A 26,529-nucleotide genomic window follows, 5' to 3' on the forward strand; every position below is an offset into this window, starting at 1 on the left:
AGAACGGACCATCCCGCATGACATCCACCTGGCACGCCGCCATGATCACCCCCGAGCAGGATTTCGACGGCGCCCCGCGCCTCCGCAAGGCGTTCCGGCTCGACGAGGGCCACGGCGGGGTGGTGAAGGCAACGCTGCGGGCCACCGCCCTGGGCGTCTATGAGGCGTTCATCAACGGCACCCCGGTGGGTGACGACGTGCTGAGCCCGGGCTGGAGCTCCTATGAGTGGCGGGTGCGTTACCGCACCTATGACGTCACCGCGCTGGTTGGCCCGTCCACCGTGATCGGCATCGAGCTGGGCAACGGCTGGTACCGTGGCCGGCTGGCCTGGCACGGCCTGTCCAACCTGTATGGCAGCGAGCTGGGCTTCGTTGGGCAGCTGGACATCGAGTTCGCGGACGGCCATGTGCAGTCGGTCGCCTCGGACACTTCCTGGCAGGCCGGACCGTCCGCCACCACCTTCAACGACCTCTACGATGGCCAGACCATTGACGCCCGACGCGCCCAGCCGGGCTGGGCGGAGCCCGGCTTCGCGCCCGGCACTGACTGGACGGGCGTGCGGGAGCTGGAGTTCGACGCCGGCCGGCTGGCTGAGCCGGTGGGCCCGCCCGTGGTGCGTGCCGGCGTCGTCCGTCCCGTGGAAATCCTCGCCTCACCCGCAGGGAAGACGCTGGTGGACTTCGGCCAGAACCTGGTGGGCTGGCTGCGTTTCAGCCTGCAGGGGGAGGCCGGACACGTGATCACCGTCCGGCACGCGGAAGTGCTGGAAAAAGGGGAACTGGGCGTCCGGCCGCTGCGCTCTGCAAAGGCCGAGGATATGTTCATCCTCTCCGGCGGCAAGGACCTTTTCGAGCCCACCAAGACCTTCCACGGCTTCCGGTATGCCGAGGTCACCGGCTGGCCCGGAACCCTGACAGGGGATGATCTCGAGGCCGTGGTGGTCCACTCCGACCTGGAGCGGACCGGCACCTTCGAGTGCTCCAATGACCTCGTCAACCAGCTGCACCGCAACATCGTCTGGGGCCTGCGCGGCAACTTCCTGGACCTGCCCACCGACTGCCCGCAGCGCGACGAGCGGCTCGGCTGGACCGGCGACATCGCCGTCTTCGCACCCACCGCCGCCTACCTGTACGACGTCAAGGGCTTCCTGCAGGACTGGCTGCTGGACCTCGCCGTGGAGCAGCAGGCACAGGACGGGCTGGTGCCCATCGTGGTCCCGGATGTCCTGAAGTACTGCCCGCAGCCGCCGGAATTCCCGTCGCCCGAGTCCTCCGCGCTGTGGAGCGAAGCCTCGGTGTGGGTGCCTTGGGCGCTGTGGGAGGCGTACGGTGACCTCGGCGTGCTGCGGAACCAGTACGAATCCATGGCTGCGCACACCCGCCGCGTGGAGGGCCTGCTCTCGCCGTCCGGGCTGTGGGATTCCGGCTTCCAGTTCGGCGACTGGCTGGACCCTGATGCCGCGCCGGACCAGCCGTGGGCAGCCAAGGCGGACACCGCCGTCGTGGCCACCGCCTGCATGTACCGCACCGCCCGGCTCACCGCCCAGGCCGCCGGGCTGCTGGGAAAGCACGACGACGAGGCCCACTTCAACGCGCTCGCGGACCGGGTGCGGAACGCCTTCGCCGAGCACTACGTGGCGCCCGGCGGCACCATCCGCAGCGACTGCACCACGGTCTACGCGCTGGCCATCGCCTTCGACATCCTGGCCACCCCCGAGCTGCGGGAGTTTGCCGGGAACCGCCTGGCCGAGCTGGTCCGGGACAATGGCTACCGGGTGTCCACCGGGTTCGCGGGAACGCCGTTCATCACCCACGCCCTCACGGACACCGGCCACGTGGATGAGGCCTACCGGCTCCTGCTGGAAGAAGGCTGCCCGTCCTGGCTGTACCCGGTCACCATGGGTGCCACCACCGTCTGGGAACGCTGGGACTCCATGCTCCCGGACGGCACAATCAACCCCGGGCAGATGACCAGCTTCAACCACTACGCCCTGGGCGCCGTGGCGGACTGGATGCACAAGGCCATCGGCGGCATCCGGCCGCTGGAGCCCGGCTATGCGCGCGTCCTCATCCAGCCGCGGCCGGGGGAGGGGATCAGCTGGGCCAGGACGTCCCTGAAGACCCCGCACGGTGAGGTCCGCGTGGCATGGACGTCCGGCGACGGGGAGTTCCGCCTCGAGGCGACCGTGCCCGCCGGGGTGGCGGCCGACGTCGTGCTTCCGGACGGCGCGCGGCACACGGTCGAGGGCGGGGAGCACTCCTTCGCGGCAGGGCTGGGCCTGGCGGTGCGGTAGCCGGGGGAAAAGCCGGGGAGTAGTGCAGGCACGGCGCTGATCTGCAACGATGTGCCACAGGACCAAACCCAGGAGGACTCATGCCGTACACCGTGGATTTCAAGAACGTCTCCACCGCCGGCCTGGAATCGTCACCGGTGGCGGAGGCGCTGGCCGGGCTGCGCGCGAACGAGGCGCGCTATTACAAGAACAAATACGACCACGACTTCACCGTCACTCCGGCCGAAGACGATCAGGAGACGCTGCAGTACATCACCAACATCCTGTCCACGGAGCGGAACCTGGTGATCGCGTCCAAGCCCCTTGAAGTGTCCTCCTTCGAGGTGGACGGGCTGCGAATGGCCTACGTCTTCTACGAGTCCGGGCTGTCCATCAACGTCATGTACTCCGTCGAAGAGGGCGGAAAACGGGCCGTGGGCTTCAAGCTGTCCGACGGCATGGAGGTCCCGGAGGAACTGGCGTCCAGCTTCAAGTTCGCCAGGCAAAAATCCAAGCTCGCCGGCACCATCCGCGGCTCCTACTTTGTGATCAAGGGCCAGTACTAGGGTCAGCACAAGGCCGCAGGGCCGAAGAACGCCTTCCAACGATTGGAACCGGGCCCTGCCTGGGGCGCCGCTGGGCGGCACGATAGCGGGATGACCTCCAATCCCATCCTTGCCGGCTTCAACCCCGACCCGAGCATCGTCCGCGCCCCGGACGGTTTCTACCTGGTCACGTCGTCCTTCGAATACCTGCCGGGCCTGCCGGTCTACCACAGCGAGGACCTGGAACGCTGGGAACTGGTGGGCCATGTGGCTACAAGGGAGGAGCAGGTCCAGGTTGCCCAGGTCCCCACGCCGGGCGGCGTCTGGGCGCCCACCCTGCGCTACCGGGACGGTGTGTTCTACCTGATCGTGTCCGTGTTCCTCGGTGGGCGCGGTTGCGTCCTGTTCACGGCCGCCGATCCCGCGGGCCCATGGAGCGACGGGACGGTCATCGGGGCGGTGGACGGCATCGACCCGGACCTCGCCTGGGACGACGACGGAACTGCGTTCGTGACGTTCGCCCGCCACCCCGATGCCCTCCAGCAGGTGCGGGTGGACCTCGCAACCGGGGAAGCCCTCGAGAAGCCGCGACCGCTGTGGTCCGGCAGCGGGCTGTATTCGCCGGAAGGCCCGCACCTTTACCGGCGCGGTGACTGGTGGTACCTGCTGGCGGCCGAGGGCGGCACGGACAGGGGCCATGCTGTGACCGTGGCACGGTCGCGGCGGCCGGACGGGCCGTTCGAATCCGCTCCGCACAATCCCCTCCTCACCGCCGCGGGAACCGGCTCGCCCATCCAGAACACCGGGCACGCAGACCTCGTTGAGCTTCCCGACGGCGGAACAGCCATGGTCCTTCTGGGTGTCCGCCCGGTGGGGCTGGCGAAGTCGTTCGCACCGCTGGGCCGTGAGACGTTCCTGACCACCGTGGACTGGATTGACGGCTGGCCGCACGCCCGGATGCCCCAGCCCGGCGTGACGCCGCCGGAGCAACTTGAGTACGACTTCAGCAACGGTGCCGGGCTGGAGGATCCGCGATGGATCGGTGTCCGCAGGACGCCCGCTGAGTTCTCGGCACCCACGTCCAAAGGGCTCCTGCTCAGGGGCGAAGGCAGCACCATGGGGTCGCCCAGGCCTTGTTTCGTCGCCCAACGCCAGCGCCACCTCGCGATGGAATTCAGGGCCGTGCTGGACGTCGGCTCCGGCGCGGGCGGCATCGCCGTGCGGAACGCCGAGGACAACTGGTTCGGCATCGAGGCCCGCCAGGACGGCGACGCCGTCAGGATCACGGCGCGTGCCGTTGTCGCGGGCTTTGACCGCACCTGGGAAGCAACTGTTCCGCCCGGGGATGTTGAGCTGGCAATCGAGGCCAGCCCGCCGCCGTCGGACTTCCGCGCCGGCGCCGTGGGCGGCGACAGGATCCGCCTGCTGGTCCGTGACGCCGGGGCGGGCGGCAGCGCTGAAGGCGAGCTGCTCACCGAACTGGACGGACGGCACTGGGCCTTCGAAACTGCCAAGGCCTTCACCGGCAGGGCTTTTGGCGTCTTCGCGGTGGACGGCGAGGTCCTGGTCCGCCGGCTGTCCTACCGCGGCAGGGACTGACCCGCTACGCGGCCACGGCGCCGGGCTGCGCGGCGTGTCCGGCCGGCGCCGTGCATGCGGCCCTCGCCGGATCTACGACGGCAAGCTGGCCGGTCGTGTCCGGGACGCCGGGAAGGTGTATGGCAGGGGCCTCGGCGCCGGCCTCCGTACCGCGGGCGCCGCGCAGGCGGAGGAGCGAAACGGCGGAAATGAGGAGCCACGCGGCATTGGTGGCCACTGAGGGCCACGCCTCGTGGAAGGCGCCGTTGAGGATAAAGGCAGCGGCGCCGAGGAGGTTGGCGCCCTGGAACGCCCGGCCGGCCTTCACCCATCCCATGGAGACCGACAGGAACGCGGTCAGAATCATGGCGGCGCCGGCCCAACCGGAAATTTCCCAAACGAGTTCCATTGGTGTCCTTTCGTAAATCGTTGCCTAATGGCAATTCTGGGGGCCCGTAGACGTGTAGTTCAATTGCATTCTTCTGCACTCCTGGTTTAGAAATGCTTAACATGGACATGGATCCCCGCCGGCTGCTCGTGCTGCTGGCTGTCGCCCGGACCGGCGGCGTGCTCGCAGCCGCCGATGAACTGCACCTCACGCCCTCCGCGGTGTCCCAGCAAATCACCAGGCTGGAGCGGGAAACGGGGCATGCGCTGATGGTCCGCACCCCGAAGGGGTCTGTGCTGACTCCTGCGGGCCTTGCCATGGCTGAAGCCGGCGAGGAGATTGAACGCGCCCTCAGTGTTGCCCGGACCCGGATGGAGAGCGGGGCCAACATTTCAGGTGTGGTGCGGCTGGGCGGCTTCACCAGTTTCATCCGCACCGTGGTGATCCCCCGGCTGCCTGAGTGGCGGAGCAAATATCCGCAGCTCCAGATCCGCATCGTGGAGGACGATTTTCCCGCCCTGCTGCGGCTTCTCCGGCAACGCCAGCTCGACGCCGTGGTGGTGGAACACGACTCCACCACCGCAGGCCAGCTTTCACTCGGGGCAGGAATGATCGAGGAACCTCTGCTGGATGAACCGTGGAGGCTGGCGGTGCCCACCGGAGCGCTGCTTAGCACTGAAAGCGTGGACCTTGCCAGGCTGCCGCTTCCCTGGCTCGGGGTGGATTCCGCAGCCGCGAACTCCGCAGTATTGGGGCGGCTGCGCCATTCAACGGGCGCCAGTATGGAGACTTCGCACCAGTACCAGGAGACGCTGACGGCGCTGGCACTGGTCGCTGCCGGCGAAGGGGTTGCCATCGTGCCCACGCTGGCCCTGGCTGGCGTGGCCCATGAAGGGGTGGACATCCTTGACGTTCCCGGGCTGGGGACACGGCGCATCGTCCTGCGGCGGTTCGACGGGCGCCGGCGTTCCAGCACCCCGGTGGACACTGTGGCGCGGCTCCTGCGCGAATCAGCGGCGGCGTTCGATACGCGGTCGGCGTCCTGACCGGCCCTGATGTGCAGTCCGCGGTGCCGTTGACCCCCTGCAGGGGCATGGGTACTGTGGGCGCACAATCCGTCCGCGGCGCCGGCAGGCTGCGGATGCCTGCGGCGGGTATCGGTCCGGGCGCGCCGGCAAAAGGAGGCAGGTGTCGTTCTTCCAGCTTTCGCTGATCGCCGCCGTCGCGCTCCTCGGACCCTTGCTGGCATTTCCCCGGACATGGCACCTTCCCATGGTGCTCGGGCAACTGCTGGCCGGAATCGCCATCGGACGCACCGGACTGGGGCTCGTGGATTCCACAGATCCGACGTTCACGTTCGTTGCCGATGTGGGATTCGCCCTCATCATGTTCGTCGCCGGAACGCACGTGCCGGTACGGGACCAGGCCATCCGTCCCGCCCTGGGCGGCGGCGCGCTGCGGGCTGCCATCGCTGCGGCCCTCGCGGCTGCCGTAGGAACCGTCATTGCGTTCGCCTTCGGCACCGGACATGCGCCGCTCTACATCGTGCTGCTCGCTTCCTCGTCAGCCGCCCTTGTGCTGCCCATTGTCGATTCCCTGCGGCTGGCGGGACCGAAGGTCCTGACGACGACGGCGCAGGTGGCGGTGGCGGATATCGCCTGCATTGTGGCGCTTCCGCTGGCCGTCGATCCGCCCAACGCGCCGAGGGCAGCCATCGGGGCGACCGCCGTCGCGGCGTGTTCGGTGGTGTTGTTCTTCGTGCTTCGCTGGCTGGAGCTCAGCGGCACCCGCGGGCGGGTGCATGACGTGTCCGAGGAACGGAAGTTCGCCCTGGAACTGCGGATCCAGCTTGCCTTGCTCTTCGCGCTGTCCGGGCTTGCCGTGGCGGGCCACGTGTCCGTCATGCTCGCCGGATTCTCCTTCGGACTGGTGGTGGCGGCAGTGGGTGAACCCCGCCGGCTGGCGCACCAGCTCTTCGCAGTCAGCGACGGCTTCCTGGGGCCGGTGTTCTTCGTCTGGCTGGGCGCGTCGCTGGACCTGCGCGCGCTCGCCGGCACCCCGGCCATGGTTCTCCTCGGGGTCTGCCTTGGAGCGGGGACCCTCCTGGTGCACGGCAGCCTGCGCCTGCTGGGCCAGCCGCTGCCGCTCGCCGTCCTGTCGGCATCCCAGCTGGGCGTGCCGGTTGCCGCGGCCACCATCGGCTCCCAGCTGTCCCTGCTGGAACCGGGGGAAGCCTCGGCGTTGATCCTGGGCGCCCTCATCACCATCGGGGCCAGCGCCGCGGCGGGTTCACGGGCTGCCCGCACCTTCGCACGGAATGCCGAGGCGCCGGCGTAGCCGGCGCTACCCCCGGGAGTGGGTCCACACCCCGGTGCTCGCCTGCGCCTGGAAGCCCAGGTTGCGGGACACGGCGCGGGCGGCGGCGCGGACCGCCGGGGCAAGGACGTTGGGCGGCGTGGCACCGTCCGGAACCACGATGGACAGCGACGCCACCACGGCGCCCTGCGCATCGAAGATGGGGGAGGCCACGGATACGGTGCGGGACGGGACGGTCCGCCGGATCATCGCGATACCGGTCCGCCGCACGTCGGACAGGGTCCTGCGCAGCTGGCCTTCGGGCATTTCGGGCACGCCGGGTTCGTTTTCCGGCGGGCGCTTCAGGATGGTCTCCTGGAACTGCTGGTCCGCCCCGGCCAGCAGCACCAGGCCGATGGCGGTGGATCTCAGCGGCGCACGGCCGCCCACCCGGTAGGCCACCTCTGTGGCGTCCTTCCCGGACAGGCGTTCGATCAGCACCGCCTCCTCGTTGTCCCGGACCGCCAGCAGCACATGGTGCCGGGTGACCTCAAACAGGTCCTCAAGGTAGGGGAGTGCGATTTCCCGCACGCCGTGCCCGCGCGGAGAGAGGGATGCCACTTCCCACAGCCGGACCCCCACCACGTACCGGCCGTCGTCGAGCCTCTCCAGGGCACCCCACGCCACCAGCCGGGCGATCAGCCGCAGCGCCGTGGGGGCAGGCATATCCGCGTGGCGGGCCAGTTCGGACAGTGTCAGCGCGCGGCGCCGGTCGGAGAAGACGGCGAGCAGGCTCAGTGCCCGGTCGATGACGGGTTCGCCCTGTTTGGGCCGCTTTCCGCGCGCAGGCGGGGTGTCCGTTTCCGGAGTGGCAGTCATGGCAGTGGTTCCTAGCGCCGTTGGCAGTTCCTGTGGCCCACGGGGAAGGCAGTGAGCTGAACCACAATACTATTCCAACCATTGAAAGCTCCCTGTGGAGGGGAAGTCACGAAACGCAAAGCTGGAACTCCCAGCAACCGCACTTCAGGAGTCCCGCCGCATGACCGCCCCCACCCGGCTTCGGGCCGAACACCTGCCTGCGGCGCTGGGCCTGACCGTCACCACGCCCCGGCTGGGCTGGACGCCGCCCGCCGGCACCAGCAGCCAGACGGCGTACCGGATCACCGCCAGCAACGGCTGGGACACGGGCCGGCAGGAATCAGCCGCGTGCAGCGGCATCCCGTACACCGGCCCCGCGCTGGACTCCCGCAGCCGGTTCGAGTGGCGCGTCCGCACCTGGAACTCCGGCGAAGACGGCACCGAAACACCAACCGGCTGGTCCCAGCCGATGACGGTGGAACTGGGCCTCCTGCACGCCACCGACTGGACAGCGCAGTGGATCGGCGCCGACGAGCCGGAGATCCCGGCGGCGGGGGAACGCCCCGGCTACGCCTTCACCAAAACCTTCACGCTCGACGCAGCCCCGCACAAAGCCCGCGCGTACGCCACCGCCCACGGCATCTACGAACTCTTCATCAACGGCCGCCGCGTGGGCGACCAGCAGCTCACACCCGGCTCCACCAGTTACAACACCACGCTCCAGGTCCAGGCCTACGACGTCATGGACCTGCTCGTCGAAGGTTCCAACACAGTCCGCGCCGTCCTCACCGACGGCTGGTACCGCGGCACCTTCGGGTACACGCGCGACGCCGGCATGTACGGCACGCGAACAGCTTTCCTTGCGCAGCTCGAGGTGGAGTCCTCGGCCGGCCGGCAGACCATCGGCACCGACGGCTCCTGGCTGGTGTCCGCAACGGAGATCACCAGCGCCGACCTCATGGCGGGCCAGCGGGTTGACTTCCGGATGCACGACGGCGGGAGCACACCGTCCGCAGGCGCCGCACCCGGGGCACGTCCCGCCGTCGTCCGTCCCGGCGGCTTTACGGCACTCACCGGACCCCTCGCCCCTCCCACCCGCGTGACCCGGGAACTGGCGCCGGTGTCCATCACCCGCCTTCCCAACGGCCACCAGGTGGTGGACTTCGGCCAGAACATCCACGGCTGGGTCCGGCTGTCCCAGCTGGGTGCCCCGGGAGAAACCCTCACGCTGGAACACGGCGAGGCGCTTGGGCCGGACGGTGACGTCACCCGGGACCACCTGCGGCCGCACAATTTCCGCGCACCGGGGGCCTTCCTTGATGCCGGCCAGGTGGACACCGTCACCGCCTCCGGCGCCCCGGGCGAGGTCTTCGAGCCCCGGCACACCACGCACGGGTTCCAATACGTCTCGGTCCAAGGCCTCGCCACGGACCTGCAGCCGGCGGACATCTCCGCCTGCCTGGTCCGGACAGACCTGGAACGGATCGGCACCTTCAGCTGCAGCGACGCCCGGCTGGACAAGCTCCATGACATCGTCGAATGGAGCTTCCTGGACAACTCCTGCGAGGTCCCCACCGACTGTCCGCAGCGCGAGAAGGCCGGCTGGACCGGGGACTGGCAGCTGTTCATCCCCACCGCCGCGTACCTGTTCGACGTCACCGGATTCTCCCGGAAATGGCTCCGCGACGTCCGGGCCGACCAGTGGGAGAACGGCGTCATCGCCAACATTTCGCCCTCGCCCGGACCCGCTGCCACCTCCGCGGAGTTCATGGCATTCACCAATGGGTCCGCCGGCTGGGGCGACGCGATCGTCATGGTGCCGTGGGAGGGCTACCGGGCCACCGGGGACGCATCAATCCTGGCCGAAAACTGGGACGCGATGCAGCGCTGGCTGGGCTTCGTCCGGACCACCGCCGAAACCCAGCGGCACGCAGCCCGCGCAGCTCAGGCGCCCCTCCCGGCCGCCCACGAGCAGTACCTGTGGGACACCGGCTTCCACTTCGGCGAATGGATGGAGCCGGGCGGCCCCGAACCTGACCTGTTTGCCGCCCGCGCGGCGGACAACGGCATCGTGGCCACGGCCTACTACCGGCACACCACGGACCTGATGGCCCGCATCGCCGGGGTGCTGGGGTTCGCCGGGGAAGCCGCCGCACTGGCGGAACTCTCGGCGAACATCCGGAACGCCTGGGAAACGGAATACCTGGACGCCGCCGGGCAGGTGACCCGAGCCAGCCAGGCCAACTGCGTCCGCGCCCTGGCGTTTGACCTGGTCAGCCCGGAACGCCGCGCCACCGTCACCGCGCAGCTCGCAGGACTGATCCGGGACGCCGGCACGCACCTGGGCACGGGCTTTCTGTCCACGCCCTACCTGCTGCCCGTCCTGGCGGACAACGGCGAACTGGACCTCGCCTACGAACTCCTCATGCAGGACTCCGAACCGTCCTGGCTCGCCATGGTGGACCGCGGCGCCACCACTGTGTGGGAACTGTGGAACGGCATCGACGCCCGCGGCACCGCCCGCCAGTCGCTCAACCACTACAGCAAGGGCGCGGTGGTGTCCTTCCTGCACCGGTATACCGCCGGGCTGCGGCAGGCCGACGGCAGTGCGGGCTGGGAACGGCTCGTCATCGAGCCCCGGCCCGGGGCCGGCATCACCTCCGCCACCACTTCCCACCAGGGGCCGCGCGGCCTGATCGAGGTGGCGTGGACCATTTCGGCGGGGACTGCACCGGAGGCGGCAGCGTCTGAAGGCGCACCGGACGACGGCGTGCTGACGCTCACGGCCACAATCCCCGCCGGCACCACTGCCGAGGTGCTGCTGCCCGGCCTGCCGGCCGCCGTCGTCGGCCCCGGACACCATACTTTCCTTGCCGCACCCGGCGGGGAAAGCACCCAACCTGAGCTGATGAGGAGCACACTATGACAGTGGACCGCGCTACCGACGTACTTGACGCTTCCCGCGATGCTTCCCGACCCGGAGGCCGCACCATTCCGCCGTTCCCGGTCTACGACGCCCCCGGCACACCGGAGCAGGCAGGCGGGGTTTCGGTGGTGCACCGCGAAGTGACGTACGCCCGGGCCATCGGTTTCCGGCCGTTGAAAATGGACATCTGGCTGCCCCGCGAGGCCGCCGGACCCACGCCGCTGGTGCTGTGGGTGCACGGCGGTGCGTTCCAGCTGGGCGACCGCCGGGAGCTGCCGCCCACCTTCGCGCCGGACTCCGTGTTCCGGCTGCTCAACCAGGCAGGCATCGCCTGCGCCACGGCGGACTACCGGCACGCCCTGGAAGCCCCCTTCCCGGCGCAACTCCACGATCTCAAAGCCGCCGTCCGGTACCTCCGCGAATTCGCCGCGGAGCTGAACATCGATCCGGAACGGTTCGGCGCCTGGGGCGAATCCGCCGGCGGGCACCTCGTCGCGCTCCTGGGACTCACCGGAAACCGCCAGGACCTGGAGGGCGGCCTCGGCGCGCAGGGGCACCCAAGCAGCGTCAGCGCCGTCGTCGACTTTTACGGTGTCTCCTCCCTGGCGGACATCCCGCCCATGCAGCGGCCGGCCGGGCTGTTCCCCGCCGCACTGACCGCTGCCGTGCCGCCAGGCATGTCCCTGCAGCCGGAATACATGCTGGTGGGCGGCTCGGATGACCGCGACCTGCTCGCCGCGGCCAGCCCCGTCAGCTACGTGACCCCCGGCGCCGCGCCGTTCCTGCTGGTCCATGGCGACAGCGACGGCCTGGTCCCGCACTCGCAGACCGAGCTCCTGGCCGCCGCCCTCGCCGAAGCCGGCGTCGAGCACGACGTGGTGACCATCGAGGGCGGGGACCACTGTTTCTTCGGCGCGGAGGACCGGATGGAGGCCATCCTGGCAGCCGCCGTCGGCTACTTCTCACGGAAGCTGGGCGCAGAATGACACCCACCAAACCTGCCGCGTCAGCGCCGGCGGCCGGCCCCGGGAACGACGCCCAGGCGCCCGACGCGGGGTTCGCGGAGTACCTGGCCAGGCCGGAAGGCCCGCAGTTCCTCAACCCGGACGCCGTGCGGTCGCCCGGGCCCGACGTCCCCATCCGAACCGTGACGGAGGACGGCCGGCACGGGCCGGTGGCCATCCGGATCTACGGTGAGGCGGCCGCTGCCGGCAGCCCCGCCCTGGTGTGGCTGCACGGCGGCGGCTTCGTCAGCGGGAGCGTTGACATCCCCGAATCGGACTACCTGGCACGGGTGCTCGCGGCCCAGGGGACGCCGGTGCTGTCCGTGGACTACCGCCTGGCGCGCAACGGCGTGTCCTTTCCCGTCCCGCATGACGACGCCCTGGCCGGATGGTTCTGGGCGCGGAAGAACGCCGCATCCCTGGGCCTGGATCCGGACCTGCTCTGCCTGGGCGGGGCCGGTGCCGGCGGCAACCTCGCCGTGGGCGCCGCGCTCTACCTGATCGACGCCGGCAAGCCACTGCCCGCAAAACTGCTGCTGGCCTATCCCTTCCTGGACGCCGAACTCCCGCCGCCGGCCGGAGGCCTGGACGATTCGGTCATGGCCGGACTGCCGCGGCACCTGCGGTTCACACTGGAGGACTGCATCCGGACGGCGGAGAACTACGTGGGGGGTCCGGTCAGCATGGCACCGTCCTACGCCATGCCCGGCTACGCGGACCCTGCCGGACTTCCGCCCACCGCTTTGCTTGCCTGCGAGTACGACGACGCCCGCGGCTCAACCGAGCAGTTTGCCTCCGCATTGGCGCGGGCGGGGGTTCCGGTGTCCTACTTCCTGGCCGAGGGCGCAGTGCACGGCCACCTCAACCACACCGCAGGGCTGCCGGAGGGGCAGGCGGCCCTGGACTTCCTGGCAGGCCAGCTGGCGGCGGCGCGGAGGCCTTAAGCGCGGAGGCGGGTCAGGGCTGCCCTGGCGTCTCTTCGGCCGCGTGGCTGCTGGACCAGATGTCCCCCATTTCCTCGGTGGACTGCTCCACGATCCTGCTCATGGCGGCGTGCGCGGCAGCGGCTTCCCCGCGCTGGATCGCGCTGGCCACATCAACATGCAGCTGCAGCGCCTCGTGGTCCGGGAGATGCGGCATCAGGCCGTGCTGGGTGCGCCCGGCCAGCACCTCCGCCACCAGGTTATGCAGCTGGGAAAACATCAGGTTGCCGGAGGCGTTGAGGACTGCGGCGTGGAAGTCGATATCGAGCCGCAGGAATTCCCCCTGGTCCCCGCGCTGCCCCGCAGCCCACAGCCGGGCTGCCATCGAGACAAGGTCGCTGGCCTCATCCAGGGACGCGCGTTCAGCGGCCAGGCGCGCGGCCTGCGGCTCAATGGCGCCACGCAGTTCGTTCAAGGCCCGCAGCTGCTCCAGCCGCTTGGCCGATGCCAGCCGCCACCGGATCACCTGCGGATCGTAGAGGTTCCAGCTCGCCTCGGGCTGGACCACCGTGCCCAGGCGGCGGCGGGACTCGAGCATCCCCATGGACGACAGGACGCGGGTGGCCTCCCGGATCACGGACCGGGACACCTTGTGCTGCGCCTCCAGCTCATCCAGCCGCAGGATGGAGTTTGGTGCCAGCGTTCCCTCGGCAATGGCGAGCCCCAGGTTCTCGACCAGCGATGAATGCAGGTCAGGGGACAACGCCGCCTTTGGAATGGTCATGAATAAATCATATGGGGGCATAGCAAGGTCTTGTATATGTCTGCCTTATTTGTCTATGCTCGCTGAACAGAGCAGACGTAACGAGGCGTTTGTAACCAGCCCGCGCTGATGCGGGCCCAAAGGCAAAGGGAGTCGTAATGAAGCGGCGTTCAATTGTGAAGTACGCGGCCGTGGCCGCGGCGATGTCGCTGGGGCTCACCGCCTGCAGCGGCGGCGGAGGCGGCAGCGACCAGGCGAAGGAGTCCGGCACTGTCCGCGTCACCCTCGCCAACCACGTGTGGACCGAGGGCATCAAGGCCGCCATTCCGGAGTTCGAGAAGTCCAGCGGCCTGAAGGTCGAACTCACCCAGCTGGGCGAAGACCAGCTCTCGGACCAGTACAACGTCAAGCTCAACGCTGGCAGCGACGAAATCGACGTCATGATGTACCGCCCGCTGCAGGAGGGCAAGGCCTTCGCCAAGAACGGCTACCTGGCGGACCTGACCAAGAACGTCTCCTCCGACTCCAACTGGGACTGGAAGGACTACCAGGAGGGCCCGGTCAAGGCCACCACCGTTGACGGCAAGGTGGTCGGCGTGCCGATCATCACCGAGCGCGAGGTCCTGTACTACCGCAAGGACCTGCTGCAGGCCGCGGGACTCCAGGTGCCCAAGACCATGGATGAACTGGAAGCGGCCGCCAAGGCCATCAAGGCTTCCTCCCCGGAGACCGCAGGGTTCGTGGCCCGCACCGGCAAGTCCGCCGCCGTCACCCAGTTCTCCAGCTTCCTGTACAGCTTCGGCGGCGACTTCATGGACTCCAGCGGCAAGGCCTCGGTCAACACCGATGCAGCCAAGAAGGCCTACGCCTACTACGGCGGCCTGATCAAGAACTACGGCCCCGCCAATGTCAGCACGGACATGAGCTGGCCCGAGGCCATGGCCATCTTCACCCAGGGCGGCGCCGCCTTCTACACCGAGGCTGACTCACTCTACAAGAACGCCACGGACCCCGCCAAGTCCAAGGTGGCGGACAAGGTCGGGTTCGCACCGCTGCCCGCCGGCCCCGCCGGTTCCAAGCCGTACAACATCCCCTCCTGGGCCCTGGGCGTGAACCAGAACTCCAGCAACCAGGAAAACGCCTGGAAGTTCATCCAGTGGGCCACCAGCAAGGAGCGCACCCTGGCAGCCCAGAAGGCCGGCGTCCCGGGCCCGCGTACCTCCGTCTGGTCCAACCCCGACGGGACCTCCACCTACCCCAAGGACCTGGCTGAGGCGATCTCCGCCAGCGCCAAGAACGGCGTGGGCCACGACCGGCCCGAGGTTGTCACGGTAGGCAAGGCCCGCGAAATCGTGGGCGCCCCGATCGTTGCCACCATCACCGGCGCGGACTCCGCCGCCGCGGCAAACGACGCCCAGACCGCTTTCCAGACCTTCCTGGACAGCGAAAAGAAGTAGGACGCCGGGCGCGGATGCGCCGCACCAGCCCGCCGGGACGGCCCCCAATGCCGTCCCGGCGCGGCCCACTTCACCCCCAAAACTCCTTAGGTGAACCATGTCTGTAATGAACCCGCCCCGCCGCGCCCGCACCCGCCGGGCCGGTGGCCCCGCCCGTGCCGGGGGGAGCTTTTCCGCCTGGGCCAACCGGCACCGGAAGTGGCTTTTCGCGGCGCCCGCCATGATCTTCGTCGGCGTCCTGATCATCTTCCCCCTGGCCTGGACCCTGTACCTCAGCCTCACCGACTCCCAGGGCTCCGTCCGGGCCGCCACGGAATTCATCGGGCTGCAGAACTACCTCACGGTCCTCAGTGATTTCGAGCGTTTCTGGCCTGCCGTGGGACGCACGCTTGCCTTCACCGGCGTCGCGCTGGCCTTCGAAGTGGTCCTCGGAATGGGCGTGGCCCTGCTCCTGTGGCGGCCCTTCCGCGGGGAAAAGTGGGTCCGCGTGGCCATCCTGCTGCCGCTGGTGGCCACCCCCGTGGCCGTCGGCATGATGTGGCGGCTGATCTTCGATCCCAACATCGGCTTCGTCAACCAGCTCCTGGGCATGGTGGGCATCCCGCCGCAGCCGTGGCTGTCCGGACAGGACACCGCACTGGGCACCACCATCTTCATGGACGTCTGGCAGTGGACCCCCATGGTGGTCCTGATCCTGCTGGCCGGCCTGACCTCCCTGTCCGATGAACCGGACGAGGCCGCCCGCGTGGACGGCGCCAACGCCTTCCAGCGGTTCTTCTACATCACCCTGCCCCTCATGATGCCCACCGTGATCGTGGCCATCCTGCTGCGCGGCATCGATGCCCTGAAGACCTTCGACATCCTCTACGCCACCAAGGGCAAAGGCGGTGGCTCGTTCCACGAAGTGGAGACGCTGAACGTCTACGCCTACGGGCTGAGCTTCGACTACAACCAGTACGGGCTCTCCTCGGCGGTGCTGATCCTGTTCTTCATGATCATCATCGGCTCCATGTGGCTGCTCACCATGCGCAAGAAAGCGGTAAGCAAATGACCGTCATGACAGATTCCGCCGCCACCGCCACCAGCAGGGCCCCGCGCCGGCGCAAGCCGCTGGGCACCCGTGCCTACAAGGTGTTCCGGGTGGTGGCCCTGATTGTGGTGGTGCTGTTCCTGCTGGCACCGCTGTTCTGGATGCTCCTGGCGTCGCTGAAGACCAACGTGGACATCTACGACACGGGCAAGGCGTTCCTGTTCTCGCCCACGTTCGAGAACTACGCCAACGTGCTGCAGCGCAACAACTACTTCGTGTTCATCGTCAACAGCTTCTGGGTGGCCTTCGTCTCCACCGCGCTCTCGATCGTCCTGGGTGTCCCGGCTGCCTACGCCATGAGCCGCTTCACCATGCACCGCTCCGCCTTGGTGGTCCTGATGGCACGGGTTATCCCGGGCGTCTCGCTCCTGGTGCCCTGGTACTACGTCTTCTCCAACCTGCGGATGGTGGGCAGCTTCGAAGTGCTGATCCTCAGCCACATGTTCGTCGCCCTGCCCCTGATCGTCTACATCATGATGAGCTACTTCGATTCACTTCCGCTGGAACTGGAGGAATCGGCCGAGGTGGATGGGCTTACGCCCATCGGTGCGTTCCGCCGGATCACGTTGCCGCTGGCCGTGGCCGGCATCGCCACCGCCGGAATCCTGTCCTTCATCTTCTCGTGGAACAACTTCATGTTCGCCCTGGTGCTCTCGGGCGCCAAGACCAAGACCCTGCCGGTGGCGATCTTCGACTTCGTCTCCTACGCCAGCATCGACTGGGGCGGGCTGATGGCCGCGGCGACGGTCGTGACAATCCCCATCATGATCATTGCGCTCTTCACGCAGAAGTACATCGTCTCCGGCCTGACCGCCGGCGCCACCAAGGGTTAGGAACCGCCGCGTGACCGTCATCAGCCGGATCGAAACATTCCTCATTGCCCCCCGCTGGCTCTTTGTCCGGATCGAAACCGACAGCGGCATCGTGGGGTGGGGCGAGGCCACCTGCGAGGGCCGCAGCGAAACTGTGCGCGCCGCCGTCGGACAGCTCTCGGAGCTGCTCGTCGGCAGGGATGCCCTCCGGATCGAAGACCACTGGCAGGTCATGACCAAAGGGTCCTTCTACCGCGGCGGGCCCATCCTGGCCAGCGCCGTCTCCGGCCTGGACCAGGCGCTGTGGGACATCGCCGGCAAGCACTTCAACACCCCGGTGCACCAGCTCCTGGGCGGCCACGTCCGCGACCGGATCCGGATGTACGGCTGGGTGGGCGGCGACGAGCCCAACGAGGTGGCCGACCAGATCAGCGCCCAGCTGGAGGTGGGCCTCACCGCCGTCAAAATGAACGCCAGCGGCCGGATGAGCCCGGTGGCGTCGGTGGCAGAGATCGACGGCGTCATCCGCCGTGTCGCGGCAGCCCGCCAGGTGCTGGGCGACCACCGGGACGTCGCCGTCGATTTCCACGGCCGCTTCAGCCTGGCCAACGCCAGGCGGGTGGCACCCCTGCTGGAGCCGTTCCGGCCCTTCTTCCTCGAGGAGCCGGTGGTCCCGGAAAACACCCACCTGCTCCGCGAATTCACCTCATCCACCACCACCCCGGTGTCCACGGGGGAGCGGCTCTACAGCCGGCAGGAATTCCTGCCCGCGCTGCAGGCAGGCATCGCAGTGGCTCAGCCGGACCTGTCGCACGCCGGTGGGATCACGGAGGTCCGCAAGATCGCCGCGCTGGCCGAAGTGTACGAAGTCCAGTTGGCGCCGCACTGCCCGCTGGGCCCCCTGGCGCTCGCGGCCTGCCTGCAGGTGGGCTTCGCCACGCCGAACTTCCTCATCCAGGAACAAAGCATCGGGATCCACTACAACCAGGGCGCCGAAGTCCTGGACTACGTGGTGGACAAGACGCCGTTCAAGTTCGTCGATGGCCACATCGAGCGGCTCACCGGGCCCGGACTGGGCGTCGAGATTGACGAGGCCGTGGTGCGGGCAGCGGACAAGCGCGGCCACGCCTGGCGCGGACCGGTGTGGCGCCACCCCGACGGATCCTTCGCAGAATGGTGAACCCCATGACATCCCAGAACCCAGCTATTACCTCCGCCGGCCTGCTCGCCGGCATCCGGCAGGCGCGCCTCGTGGGCATCGTCCGCGGGAACGACGGCGGTGCTGCCGCCAAGGCCGCGCTGGCCGCCATGGAGGAGGGCTTCCAGTACGTGGAGATCGCCCTCACCACGCCCAACGCGCTGGACGCCATCCGCGAGGTTCGCGCGGCTGCCCCGGCCGGCTGCCTGGTGGGCGCCGGGACCGTCCTCAGCCAGGCCGACGTCGAACACGTCACCGCAGCGGGCGGCCAGTTCATCGTCACCCCCTCCCTGGCCCCCTCGATCAGCGAGGCCGCCAATGCCGGCATCCCCGTCCTTGCCGGGGCCTTGACTCCCAGCGAGGCCTATGAGGCGATGGAACGCGGCGCCACCGCCATCAAACTGTTCCCCGCCTCGATCGGCGGCCCCGGCTACCTGAAGGCAGTCCGCGATCCCTTCCCGGACATCCCCTTCATCGCCGTCGGCGGCGTGGGCCTTGACGAAGCCGCCGGGTACTGGGAAGCCGGGGCCATCGCCGTCGGGCTGGGGGGACCGCTCTTCGGCACGGCGGCCTCGGGCGGTGACCTTTCGGACATGCGGGACCGCGCCCGCCGTTTCCTGGGCCTCGCTGCCGAATTCGCGGCCCGTACCGGGACCCCTTCGTGACGGTGGACCTGCTGACCTTCGGCGAGTCCATGGTCTCGCTCCGGTCCACCGGCCCGCTGGCCTCCGGCGGGACCCTGAACATGCAGGTGGCCGGGGCGGAATCGAACGTTGCCATCGGCGTGGCCCGCCTTGGCCACACGGCGGCCTGGGCCGGGTCCGTGGGCGCGGACCCGCACGGCGAGTTCATCGTCAAGCAGCTCCGGGGCGAGGGTGTCCAGCTGCACCACAGCGTCCACCCGGAGCGGAGCACCGGCGTGATGTTCCTGGAGCAGCGCACCGCAGACCTCAGCCGGGTCTTCTACTACCGCGCGGGGTCCGCAGGGGCCACCATCTCGCGTGCGCACGTGTCGGCCGCGCTGGATTGCGGTGCCCGGATCCTGCACCTGACCGGCATCACCGCAGCGCTCAGCCCGGAAGCCCGCGACGCCGTGGAATACGCCGCGGAACGGGCGGCCGCTGACGGTGTGGTGGTCAGCCTCGATGTGAACTACCGCAGCAAGCTCTGGTCCCCGGACCAGGCGCGCGCGGTGCTCGGCCCCCTGGCGAGGCACGCCACCGTCGTCATTGCGTCCGACGACGAGCTCGACCTGATTGCCCCGGCGAACGAGGGGAGCGGGGCGGCTATGGACGAAGCTTCCGCCGCGGCCCGGCTGCTCGACGCCGGAGTCAGGGAAGTGGTGGTGAAGCGCGGCGCAGCGGGCGCGGCGGTTTATACCGCGGAAGGGCGCCTGGAAGCACCGGCCCTCGCCGTGACCTGCGTGGACACCGTGGGAGCCGGGGATGCCTTCACCGCCGGCTACCTCTCGGCGCTGCTCGACGGCGTCGGTACCGCCGACCGCCTGCGGCAGGGCATCCTGGCAGGCGCCTTCGCTGTCAGCACGCGCGGCGACTGGGAGGGGCTGCCGCGTCGCGAGGAGCTTGCCCTGCTTGGTGCCGCCCGGGGCAGCACCGTGCGCTGACTCCTGCCCTTCACACTCCAGACCTTTAGAGATTCCAACCCGAAAGCCAGCCATGAAAATCGTTGCCGCCGATGTGTTTGTTACCAGTCCGTCCCGGAACTTTGTGACCCTCCGGATCACGACGGAGGATGGTGTGACCGGTATTGGTGATGCCACGTTGAATGGCCGGGAGTTGGCTGTTGCTGCGTATTTGAAGGAGCATGTGGCGCAGCTGTTGATCGGGAAGGATCCGCACCGGATCGAGGACACGTGGCAGTTCCTGTACCGGTCCTCGTACTGGCGGCGGGGCCCGGTGACGATGGCAGCGATCGCCGCGGTCGATATGGCGCTGTGGGATATCAAGGGCAAGCTCGCCGGGATGCCGGTGTACCAGCTGCTCGGTGGTGCGTCGCGGAACGGGTTGCGGGCGTACGGGCACGCTTCGGGGTCGGATATTGAGTCGCTGTTCGATTCCGTGCGTGAGCACCTGGAGCTCGGATACAAGTCGATCCGGATCCAGACCGCCGTCCCCGGCATCAAGGCCGTCTATGGTGTGGCCGCGCAGGCCCAGGCCTCGGGGGAGCGGTACGACTACGAGCCCGCCGGCCGCGGCGCTTTCCCCGTGGAGGAGGATTGGGATACCCGCGCGTACCTGCGGCACCTGCCGACGGTGTTCGAGGCGGTCCGGAACGAGTTCGGCCCGGAAATCCCGCTGCTGCATGACGGGCACCACCGGATGACGCCCATCCAGGCCGCCAAGCTCGGCAAGGCCCTGGAACCGTACGACCTGTTCTGGCTCGAGGACTGCACCCCGGCGGAGAACCAGGAGGGCCTGCGCCTGGTCCGCCAGCACACCACCACCCCGCTGGCGATTGGGGAGATATTCAATACCGTGTGGGATTACCAGACGCTGATCAAGGAACAGTTGATCGATTACGTCCGGGCCGCGTCCACCCACTTTGGCGGGATCAGCCCCCTGAAGAAGGTGATGGATTTCGCCGCGCAGTACCAGATCAAGTCCGGGTTCCACGGACCCACGGACATTTCCCCGGTGGGGTTCGCGGCGCAGCTGCACGTGGGGCTGGCGATCCACAACTACGGCATCCAGGAATACATGCAGCACTCGGACAAGACCAACGAGGTCTTCGAACAGTCCATGACCTTCGTGGACGGGTACCTGCACCCGGGCGACAAGCCCGGGATCGGCGTCGAATTCAACGAAGAAGCCGCCGCAGCCTACCCGTACCAGCAGGCCTACCTGCCCTACAACCGCCTCGTCGACGGCACGGTGCATGACTGGTAATCGCGCTTCCCGTTGACCCTGCAGCCGCCCGGTGTGAGGATGGCGCAATGAACCAGGTTTCGGCGTTCTACACCGGCCCCGGCGGACTTGTGGGGGCCATCGGTTCTGCCTTGGACGCGGCCGGCGTGGACCGTACGAGGCTGCGGCCGGCCGACCTCGCGCCTGTTGACGAGTTCCACATCCGTGGCCGCAGGGCAACCCTGGAAATCATCGAAGCACTCGCCCTCACCGCCGATTCCCATGTGCTCGACCTCGGCAGCGGACTGGGCGGCCCCGCACGGACCCTCGCCGAGTTGACCGGGTGCACTGTCACAGGGGTCGACCTCACTCCGGAGTTCTGCCAGGTAGCGACGGCACTCTCGGAGTGGACTGGCCTGTCCGGCCGTACCCGCTTCCGCGTTGGGGACGCCACAGCCACCGGTCTTCCCGATAAGTCAGCGGACGCGGCACTGACCATGCATGTGGCCATGAACATCCCGGACAAGCACGCGCTGTATGCGGAAGCTTTCCGTGTCCTCCGGCCGGGCGGCAGGTTCGTGGTTTACGACGTCCTGCACGGGGAAGGCGGCGAGGTGCACTACCCGGTGCCGTGGGCCGCCGACTCCTCGACGAGCTTTCCCGCGACCCTGGAAGAGATGCGCGAACTCCTCCCGTCCGCAGGTTTTAATGTCGTTTCGGAAGTCGACTCATCGGACGAAAGCCTTGTCTGGTTCCAGCAGATGCTCGCCAAAATCCAGAGGGAGGGGCCACCGCCGGTGACCTTCGCGACCTTCCTGGGGGACGATTTCGCGCAGATGACAGCCAACCAGGTGGCCAACCTCGCCGAGCGGCGCATCCGGACCATCATGTTCGTGTGCTCCCGGCCGTCCTGATCTTTTAACTGCAGGGGATCATGGATGGCGGGCCACACCGGGTCAATACCTCCGATGAGATTGAGGACTCCATTGTTCCCGTCCCAGTCCAGGGTGTACGAGCCGCGGGCGACCGGTTCATACCCGTCGTCGGTGGTCCACGAGCTCGCGCGCAATCCGATCCCGCCGAACCTGACCGCGTACAGGTCACCGCTGCCGGCGAAGAGAAATGAAAACTCGCGCACGACGGCACGGCAACCGGTGGCCGCAGGAGGACTCAGTGAGCTCTTTACTTTCCCCCGGGTCCCCACAGGCTGAGAGTCTAATCTCGACAAGAGTTCAATCAGTGGTGCGGGACAATTGGTACGTCAATAGCAATAGTTTCTAGGGTTATCGTGAATAGGTGCCCCGTACCGTGCGCGCGTCTTTCCTGCCGCTTCTACTCATGGCGGCTTCTTCTCTGACTGCCTGCTACACGCCGTCGTGTGCCACGTTGCTGGAACCGAACCTCCTCACAATCGATTTCTCGGCGACAGGGCGGCCCGCTGTCGACCTGGAATTCGAAGTTGACTGTCCGGGTAAGAGCGAGTGCTTCGAGAAGCCTGCGGGGGCTCGATTCGACGCTGCCACCCAAAATGCAGTCGAGGTGTGGCCTGGAATCAGCAATGTCCACGTGGTTGTGTATGAAAAGGGCGGGCAGTCCGTAATTTTTGAGAAGGCCCTTGATCCAGTCCCGTGGGATCCACCCACCAAGCCCAACAGTTGTCCGGTACCAGGCAAAGCGGTGCTGAAGCTCTAAGACCGCCGGCTCATATCGCACGGCAAAGTATGGATGAGCGAGCTGCGGGGATAGGCGCGTTCTTCCAGTTTTACGTGGCCGCCCGGAAGAGAATCCTTCCCCGGGACGCCGCACGTTCTTGGCGGCATCAGGCGGTCGGTGGCAATCCTGTCCTTTTGACCCTGGGGCCGGGCTTGGCGCAACACTACGCTGATGCCATGAGCGACGTGCTGATGCTGAGTCCTCCGGTTCAACGCAACGTGGGCGCCAACCGGGCGCTGCATCCGGACCGTCTGTGGATCCGTCTAGTACGCGGCGGCGCCGGATTCGCCATGCTCGCTGCCCTTGGGCAGGAGCTCTATGACGCGACCCAGCCCGGCAATTCCGTCGATATCCCCCAGCTCATCTCCCAGTTCACGTTCCAGTCAAACCTCGTCCTCGGGCTCGTGTTCCTTGTGTCCGCCACGCGGCCGCGTGCGCGGCTGCCGCAGTGGTGGGATCACCTCTTCGGCGCCCTCGCGTTCTACCTGGTGATGACGGGCATTATTTATGTGGTGCTCGTGGCTCCGCCTGGCGAACCGTGGTGGACGCTGGACATGTATTGGCCGTGGATGGTCACCCATCGCATCGCGCCGCTGGTCGCGGGGCTCGACTGGCTCCTGGTCACGCGCACCGTCCGAGGCCGGTGGCGGCGGCCCCTCGTCTGGCTTTGCTACCCGGGGGTGTTCCTGATTTTCTCCTGGGTGCGCGGTGCCCTCGATGGCTGGTACCCCTACGACTTCCTCAACCCGGGGCTCGACGGCGGCTGGCCGGCGGTCATTGCCACCAGCGCCCTGGTACTCGCCGCGTTTCTCGTGGTCGGCATACTCGTGCACCTCGCCGGCAATGCCCGGGTGGGTCTCGCCCGCGGACCCGGAAAGGAAATCCTTGCCCAGCCGGCAGTCCCGGCCGGCTAGATGCTTCGTCACGCTCGGGAGATGGACTGGTCCAACCTTGTTGCAAACTGCTGTCTGAAGATCCCCTATCCCAGTAGCAACAAACGACCATCGACCACGATGGTCCCATTTTGGTTCGGTTCGTTGGTTGGAGTGGCCCCATGGGTCGCGATGGGCCTCAATATCCCCACTCTGCTGACGTGGCAGGTCTTCCTGGTCTCGCTCATCGAATGAATAAGTGCACTAACGAAGAACTCGGGCTGAGAGAGACTCGGCCGCTGCGACTACGTGGTCAAGGTGGTCGTCGGAAATCAGCCAGGGGTTGGGTTCTATTGGTTGGGCGTGCCGATTGAATAGTGCCCCCGATCTGTCTTCCAAGGCGGGATGGACCACGAGGGGCACAACTTTTTCGGCGTAAGCCTCCGCGCTCTGGAAGAGCACACCTATGAGGGTTTGCTGTGCTCGTAGTTTCAAGGTCGCTTGTCCGAGGGCACCGGCCATGATGTTGGTCTTGATGATGCCGGGATTCATACCGAACACGTTGATGTCCGGAAAACGAGCGGCAGCATGGTGGACCAGAGCTTCGTTGAACACGACGGTGTTGCCGTGGGCTGTCTGCCAGCGGTAGTTTCGGCTCGATTGAATATCTGTCAGATCCAGCGCGCGTTCGCCCCCGGGAAACCCCCAGACAAAAAGGCGCGGCTTTTGCCGAAGCGAAGGCCTTCCCCCGCCCAGCCGTGGCGCCAGTTCCTGGGCAACCACCCACCGGCTCATAGCGCTCGTGGCCAGATCTTTCTCTACTCCTTCCGGTGTCACTTCGCGGGTCCGTCCCGCAAAGATCCCGTGGGTGAGCAGGACTGCGTCGAAGGTTTCGGCCGGCAGATTGCGGGCCACCTGGCGGGAGCTGTTCAAGGACGACAGGTCTGCCGGGATAAATGACCTCCTGGGGTGAGGAGGGTCCTTGAGCGTCCTTCCCACGACGGTGACCTCGGCCCCTTTGCGCAGCAGGGACTGGGTGATGGCCCGGCCGAGACCGCCGGTACCGCCAAAAATCACCACGCGAAGACCCTCGTAATCGGTCTGGGCAGAAGACAGCGTTCCGGGTTTCCAGTCCTGTCGCACCGTTCCGAAGGAGGACATCTGTAACTCCATTCTTGGCCGAAAGACTCGGCCTACGCCATCACTTCGAGGCCAGCGGGCCACAGCCATGCGGGCGGTAGCGGATTGGTTGGGCTGCCTTAGGAGCCGACGTTACAGCGGCTTGAGCCAGTGTGGACAGACGGGGAGGACCGCGTGCTCCAGAATCATTTGCTCAGTTTCTCACGAACGTGCGGTTGAGGATCCCCCAACGTGCGCCGCGCTGGTATGAGCCGAGTGGAACACAACGAGCCACAAAGGTTGGATCGCTCGAGGGCCTGATCGCCAGGCCATCAACCGTGTGGCAGCGACACCACTAACCAGTTCCGCATCTCCGGGCTGAGCGCCTACTAAACGGGAATCATGAGTAAGTGTGGATCCGGCGGGAAATTGTGTGATTTTGTCACGACCAGGCGTCCGGCTGAGGATCGGGTAAAGGGCACCGAGAGTAAGACGATTCATAGCCTGGCGCCCGGCTACCCCTCAAGGAACCTGCGCAAGCCTAAGCAACGCGATTAGCGATTGTTGCGTACGAGGAAATTTGGGCCCTGCTGCAACCAGCCTCTTTCCTGCTTCACCGATTCGAGGCTTGTCTCTACAGCGGCCGGCACCACTAACCATCCTGCTTCTGTCCGGTCTGGGGTTTCGATCTTGAGTCCGTAAGATTCGAAGGTTTTCAGCAGGGTGCAGCCCAACGTGTCGCTTGCACCCGCGGCGGTGACGGGAATGATGCAGATCGTCTTGCCGGAAGGAGCGCCTGGGGTGGAGCTTTCGGCCCCCGGGGCACCGTAGTACCTGATCGTTGCGCTGTGCCCCAGTAGCCGTGTTTTGGAGGGATCGATTCCTGCCCCGTTCAGGGCCGGAAGCGCTCCAGGGGGAAGCCTGTCTGCATCTTCTTGAGGCTGCGTCAGTGCTGGGATAATTCTCGAAGGGTCTTCTGACCGGTCCTCGGGGGTGAGTCCCAGCGCCAGTGCGCCGAGGACCAGGCCACCTGCAAGAGTGCCGGCCGCCACCCGGAGGCCCCAGTGTTTCCGCCCTGCTGTGGACAGCTCATCCAGTCGGGCGTGGTTCTCGTGGGAGCGAGTGTTTCTTGTTTGCATAGGCTGCGAGGCCGCTGCAGGGAGCTGCACCAGTTGCCGACGCAGCGCGTCGCTGCGGTCCGCCTGGAAGTCGTGGGGAATCATACTGTTCGCCCTTCGGGAAGTGTGCGATCGGCTAGAGACTCGGACGGGATCAGTTCTTTATAGAGTTCGCCCAGCCGGTTCTTGGCCCGATGCAGTCGTGATTTCACCGTTCCTTCCGCGATCCCGAGGGCGGCGGCAACTTGTCCACGATTCAGTCCCTCGATGACGCACAAGGTAAGTACGTCGCGCTCCTGTGGCTTGAGTTGGGCAAACGCAGCCCGTAACGCTCTGGCCTGCTGTTCGCGTTCCTCGGCGTCGGCAATCTCGTCCGCTACATCTTCAGCTGCGGAAGGGGGAGGGAGCTGATCGAGGAAGGCGCTGTAGCGCCTTCGCTGCCTGTTGTGATTGCGGACGGTGTTGTTTGTTGTCACCAGGAGCCAGGCGACAATCGAGCCGTTGACGATGCGTACGTGCTTGCGGCGACGCCACGCTTCGTAAAAGGCAATGGCCGTGATGTCTTCCGCTTGATGAGGTGACCCAACGAGTCTCAGCGCATGGCGCAGTACATGGTCCCGGTGCCGGTCATAAAGCCTGCCGAACGCGTCACCATCACCGTCGATCGCGAGGAGCCACAAGGCCTCGTCTCCACACTTTGATCCCCCACTCATACTCAATAGTGTCCGGACCA

At 67.3% G+C, this 26,529-nt stretch carries 23 protein-coding genes; 17 read left to right on the forward strand and 6 right to left on the reverse strand.

Features of this window, described 5'->3' with window-relative positions; translation table 11 throughout:
• Positions 1-17 precede the first annotated feature (17 nt).
• The 3 genes from MRBLMD1_RS08225 to MRBLMD1_RS08235 all read left to right on the forward strand — a co-directional run bounded on the left by MRBLMD1_RS08225 (position 18) and on the right by MRBLMD1_RS08235 (position 4,417).
• A complete protein-coding gene (locus MRBLMD1_RS08225; protein ID WP_364398738.1) occupies positions 18-2,294 on the forward strand; it encodes a glycoside hydrolase family 78 protein in 2,277 nt (758 codons plus the stop codon).
• Positions 2,295-2,374: 80 nt separating this feature from the next.
• Positions 2,375-2,839: a phage tail protein gene (locus tag MRBLMD1_RS08230; RefSeq protein ID WP_159634098.1), complete on the forward strand. Its 465-nt coding sequence runs from the start codon at positions 2,375-2,377 to the stop codon at positions 2,837-2,839.
• A 90-nt stretch (positions 2,840-2,929) separates the two neighbouring features.
• On the forward strand, positions 2,930-4,417 hold the full coding sequence (locus tag MRBLMD1_RS08235) for a glycoside hydrolase family 43 protein (RefSeq protein ID WP_159634095.1): 1,488 nt from the start codon (positions 2,930-2,932) through the stop codon (positions 4,415-4,417).
• 4 nt (positions 4,418-4,421) lie between these two features.
• On the opposite strand, the gene MRBLMD1_RS08240 is transcribed toward MRBLMD1_RS08235, so the two are convergent.
• On the reverse strand, positions 4,422-4,805 hold the full coding sequence (locus MRBLMD1_RS08240) for a CBU_0592 family membrane protein (RefSeq protein WP_201302474.1): 384 nt from the start codon (positions 4,803-4,805) through the stop codon (positions 4,422-4,424).
• 101 nt (positions 4,806-4,906) lie between these two features.
• On the opposite strand from MRBLMD1_RS08240, the gene MRBLMD1_RS08245 reads away from it, so the two are divergent.
• Together MRBLMD1_RS08245 and MRBLMD1_RS08250 are read left to right on the forward strand one after the other, a co-directional pair.
• Positions 4,907-5,830, forward strand: a complete 924-nt coding sequence (locus MRBLMD1_RS08245; protein WP_364398742.1) for a LysR family transcriptional regulator — start codon at positions 4,907-4,909, stop codon at positions 5,828-5,830.
• 142 nt (positions 5,831-5,972) lie between these two features.
• A complete protein-coding gene (locus MRBLMD1_RS08250; protein ID WP_159634090.1) occupies positions 5,973-7,121 on the forward strand; it encodes a cation:proton antiporter in 1,149 nt (382 codons plus the stop codon).
• Positions 7,122-7,127: 6 nt separating this feature from the next.
• Here the strand turns inward: MRBLMD1_RS08250 and MRBLMD1_RS08255 are convergent, their stop codons facing one another.
• Positions 7,128-7,958, reverse strand: a complete 831-nt coding sequence (locus MRBLMD1_RS08255; protein ID WP_159634087.1) for an IclR family transcriptional regulator — start codon at positions 7,956-7,958, stop codon at positions 7,128-7,130.
• A gap of 160 nt (positions 7,959-8,118) precedes the next feature.
• Between MRBLMD1_RS08255 and MRBLMD1_RS08260 the strand changes: the two genes are divergently transcribed.
• From MRBLMD1_RS08260 to MRBLMD1_RS08270, 3 genes are read left to right on the forward strand one after another with little or no spacing between them, the layout of a single operon-like run.
• Entirely contained in the window at positions 8,119-10,863 is a 2,745-nt protein-coding gene (locus tag MRBLMD1_RS08260) for an alpha-L-rhamnosidase (protein ID WP_159634084.1), read from the forward strand.
• Positions 10,860-11,849: an alpha/beta hydrolase gene (locus MRBLMD1_RS08265; RefSeq protein WP_159634081.1), complete on the forward strand. Its 990-nt coding sequence runs from the start codon at positions 10,860-10,862 to the stop codon at positions 11,847-11,849. Before MRBLMD1_RS08260 ends, MRBLMD1_RS08265 begins: the two co-directional genes overlap by 4 nt.
• Positions 11,846-12,811 carry an alpha/beta hydrolase gene (locus tag MRBLMD1_RS08270; protein ID WP_159634078.1) on the forward strand — a complete coding sequence of 322 codons (966 nt, stop codon included), beginning with the start codon at positions 11,846-11,848 and terminating at the stop codon, positions 12,809-12,811. Before MRBLMD1_RS08265 ends, MRBLMD1_RS08270 begins: the two co-directional genes overlap by 4 nt.
• 13 nt (positions 12,812-12,824) lie before the next feature.
• On the opposite strand, the gene MRBLMD1_RS08275 is transcribed toward MRBLMD1_RS08270, so the two are convergent.
• Positions 12,825-13,574, reverse strand: coding sequence for a FadR/GntR family transcriptional regulator (locus MRBLMD1_RS08275; RefSeq protein ID WP_159634075.1), 750 nt, complete (start codon positions 13,572-13,574; stop codon positions 12,825-12,827).
• Between the two features lie 137 nt (positions 13,575-13,711).
• Here MRBLMD1_RS08275 and MRBLMD1_RS08280 point away from each other — a divergent pair, with 137 nt between their 5' ends.
• From MRBLMD1_RS08280 to MRBLMD1_RS08320, 9 genes are all read left to right on the forward strand, one after another.
• Entirely contained in the window at positions 13,712-15,010 is a 1,299-nt protein-coding gene (locus tag MRBLMD1_RS08280; RefSeq protein WP_159634072.1) for an ABC transporter substrate-binding protein, read from the forward strand.
• A 97-nt stretch (positions 15,011-15,107) separates the two neighbouring features.
• Positions 15,108-16,061, forward strand: coding sequence for a carbohydrate ABC transporter permease (locus tag MRBLMD1_RS08285; RefSeq protein WP_364398747.1), 954 nt, complete (start codon positions 15,108-15,110; stop codon positions 16,059-16,061).
• Positions 16,058-16,933: a carbohydrate ABC transporter permease gene (locus tag MRBLMD1_RS08290; RefSeq protein WP_364398749.1), complete on the forward strand. Its 876-nt coding sequence runs from the start codon at positions 16,058-16,060 to the stop codon at positions 16,931-16,933. The genes MRBLMD1_RS08285 and MRBLMD1_RS08290 overlap by 4 nt, the downstream gene beginning before the upstream one ends.
• 10 nt (positions 16,934-16,943) lie before the next feature.
• Positions 16,944-18,092 (forward strand): galactonate dehydratase, encoded by a 1,149-nt coding sequence (gene dgoD / locus MRBLMD1_RS08295; RefSeq protein WP_364398751.1) that lies wholly within the window; start codon positions 16,944-16,946, stop codon positions 18,090-18,092.
• A 5-nt stretch (positions 18,093-18,097) separates the two neighbouring features.
• On the forward strand, positions 18,098-18,775 hold the full coding sequence (locus MRBLMD1_RS08300) for a bifunctional 4-hydroxy-2-oxoglutarate aldolase/2-dehydro-3-deoxy-phosphogluconate aldolase (RefSeq protein ID WP_364398753.1): 678 nt from the start codon (positions 18,098-18,100) through the stop codon (positions 18,773-18,775).
• A complete protein-coding gene (locus MRBLMD1_RS08305) occupies positions 18,772-19,734 on the forward strand; it encodes a sugar kinase (protein ID WP_159634057.1) in 963 nt (320 codons plus the stop codon). Before MRBLMD1_RS08300 ends, MRBLMD1_RS08305 begins: the two co-directional genes overlap by 4 nt.
• 52 nt (positions 19,735-19,786) lie before the next feature.
• Positions 19,787-21,016, forward strand: coding sequence for a D-mannonate dehydratase ManD (manD, locus tag MRBLMD1_RS08310; protein ID WP_159633002.1), 1,230 nt, complete (start codon positions 19,787-19,789; stop codon positions 21,014-21,016).
• A 47-nt stretch (positions 21,017-21,063) separates the two neighbouring features.
• Complete coding sequence (locus MRBLMD1_RS08315) at positions 21,064-21,888, forward strand: class I SAM-dependent methyltransferase (protein ID WP_364398756.1); 825 nt, start codon at positions 21,064-21,066, stop codon at positions 21,886-21,888.
• Between the two features lie 951 nt (positions 21,889-22,839).
• Entirely contained in the window at positions 22,840-23,601 is a 762-nt protein-coding gene (locus MRBLMD1_RS08320; protein WP_364398758.1) for a Pr6Pr family membrane protein, read from the forward strand.
• Positions 23,602-23,823: 222 nt separating this feature from the next.
• Here the strand turns inward: MRBLMD1_RS08320 and MRBLMD1_RS08325 are convergent, their stop codons facing one another.
• The 3 genes from MRBLMD1_RS08325 to MRBLMD1_RS08335 form a co-directional block, all read right to left on the reverse strand.
• Entirely contained in the window at positions 23,824-24,720 is an 897-nt protein-coding gene (locus tag MRBLMD1_RS08325) for an NAD-dependent epimerase/dehydratase family protein (RefSeq protein WP_159634045.1), read from the reverse strand.
• A gap of 512 nt (positions 24,721-25,232) precedes the next feature.
• Positions 25,233-25,901: a hypothetical protein gene (locus tag MRBLMD1_RS08330; protein ID WP_364398761.1), complete on the reverse strand. Its 669-nt coding sequence runs from the start codon at positions 25,899-25,901 to the stop codon at positions 25,233-25,235.
• The gene (locus MRBLMD1_RS08335) at positions 25,898-26,476 is read right to left on the reverse strand and encodes an RNA polymerase sigma factor (protein WP_364398763.1); all 579 of its coding nucleotides are present in this window, start codon (positions 26,474-26,476) and stop codon (positions 25,898-25,900) included. The genes MRBLMD1_RS08330 and MRBLMD1_RS08335 overlap by 4 nt, the downstream gene beginning before the upstream one ends.
• Positions 26,477-26,529 lie beyond the last annotated feature (53 nt).

Source organism: Pseudarthrobacter sp. LMD1-1-1.1, assembly GCF_040676255.1.
GTDB lineage: Bacteria > Actinomycetota > Actinomycetes > Actinomycetales > Micrococcaceae > Arthrobacter.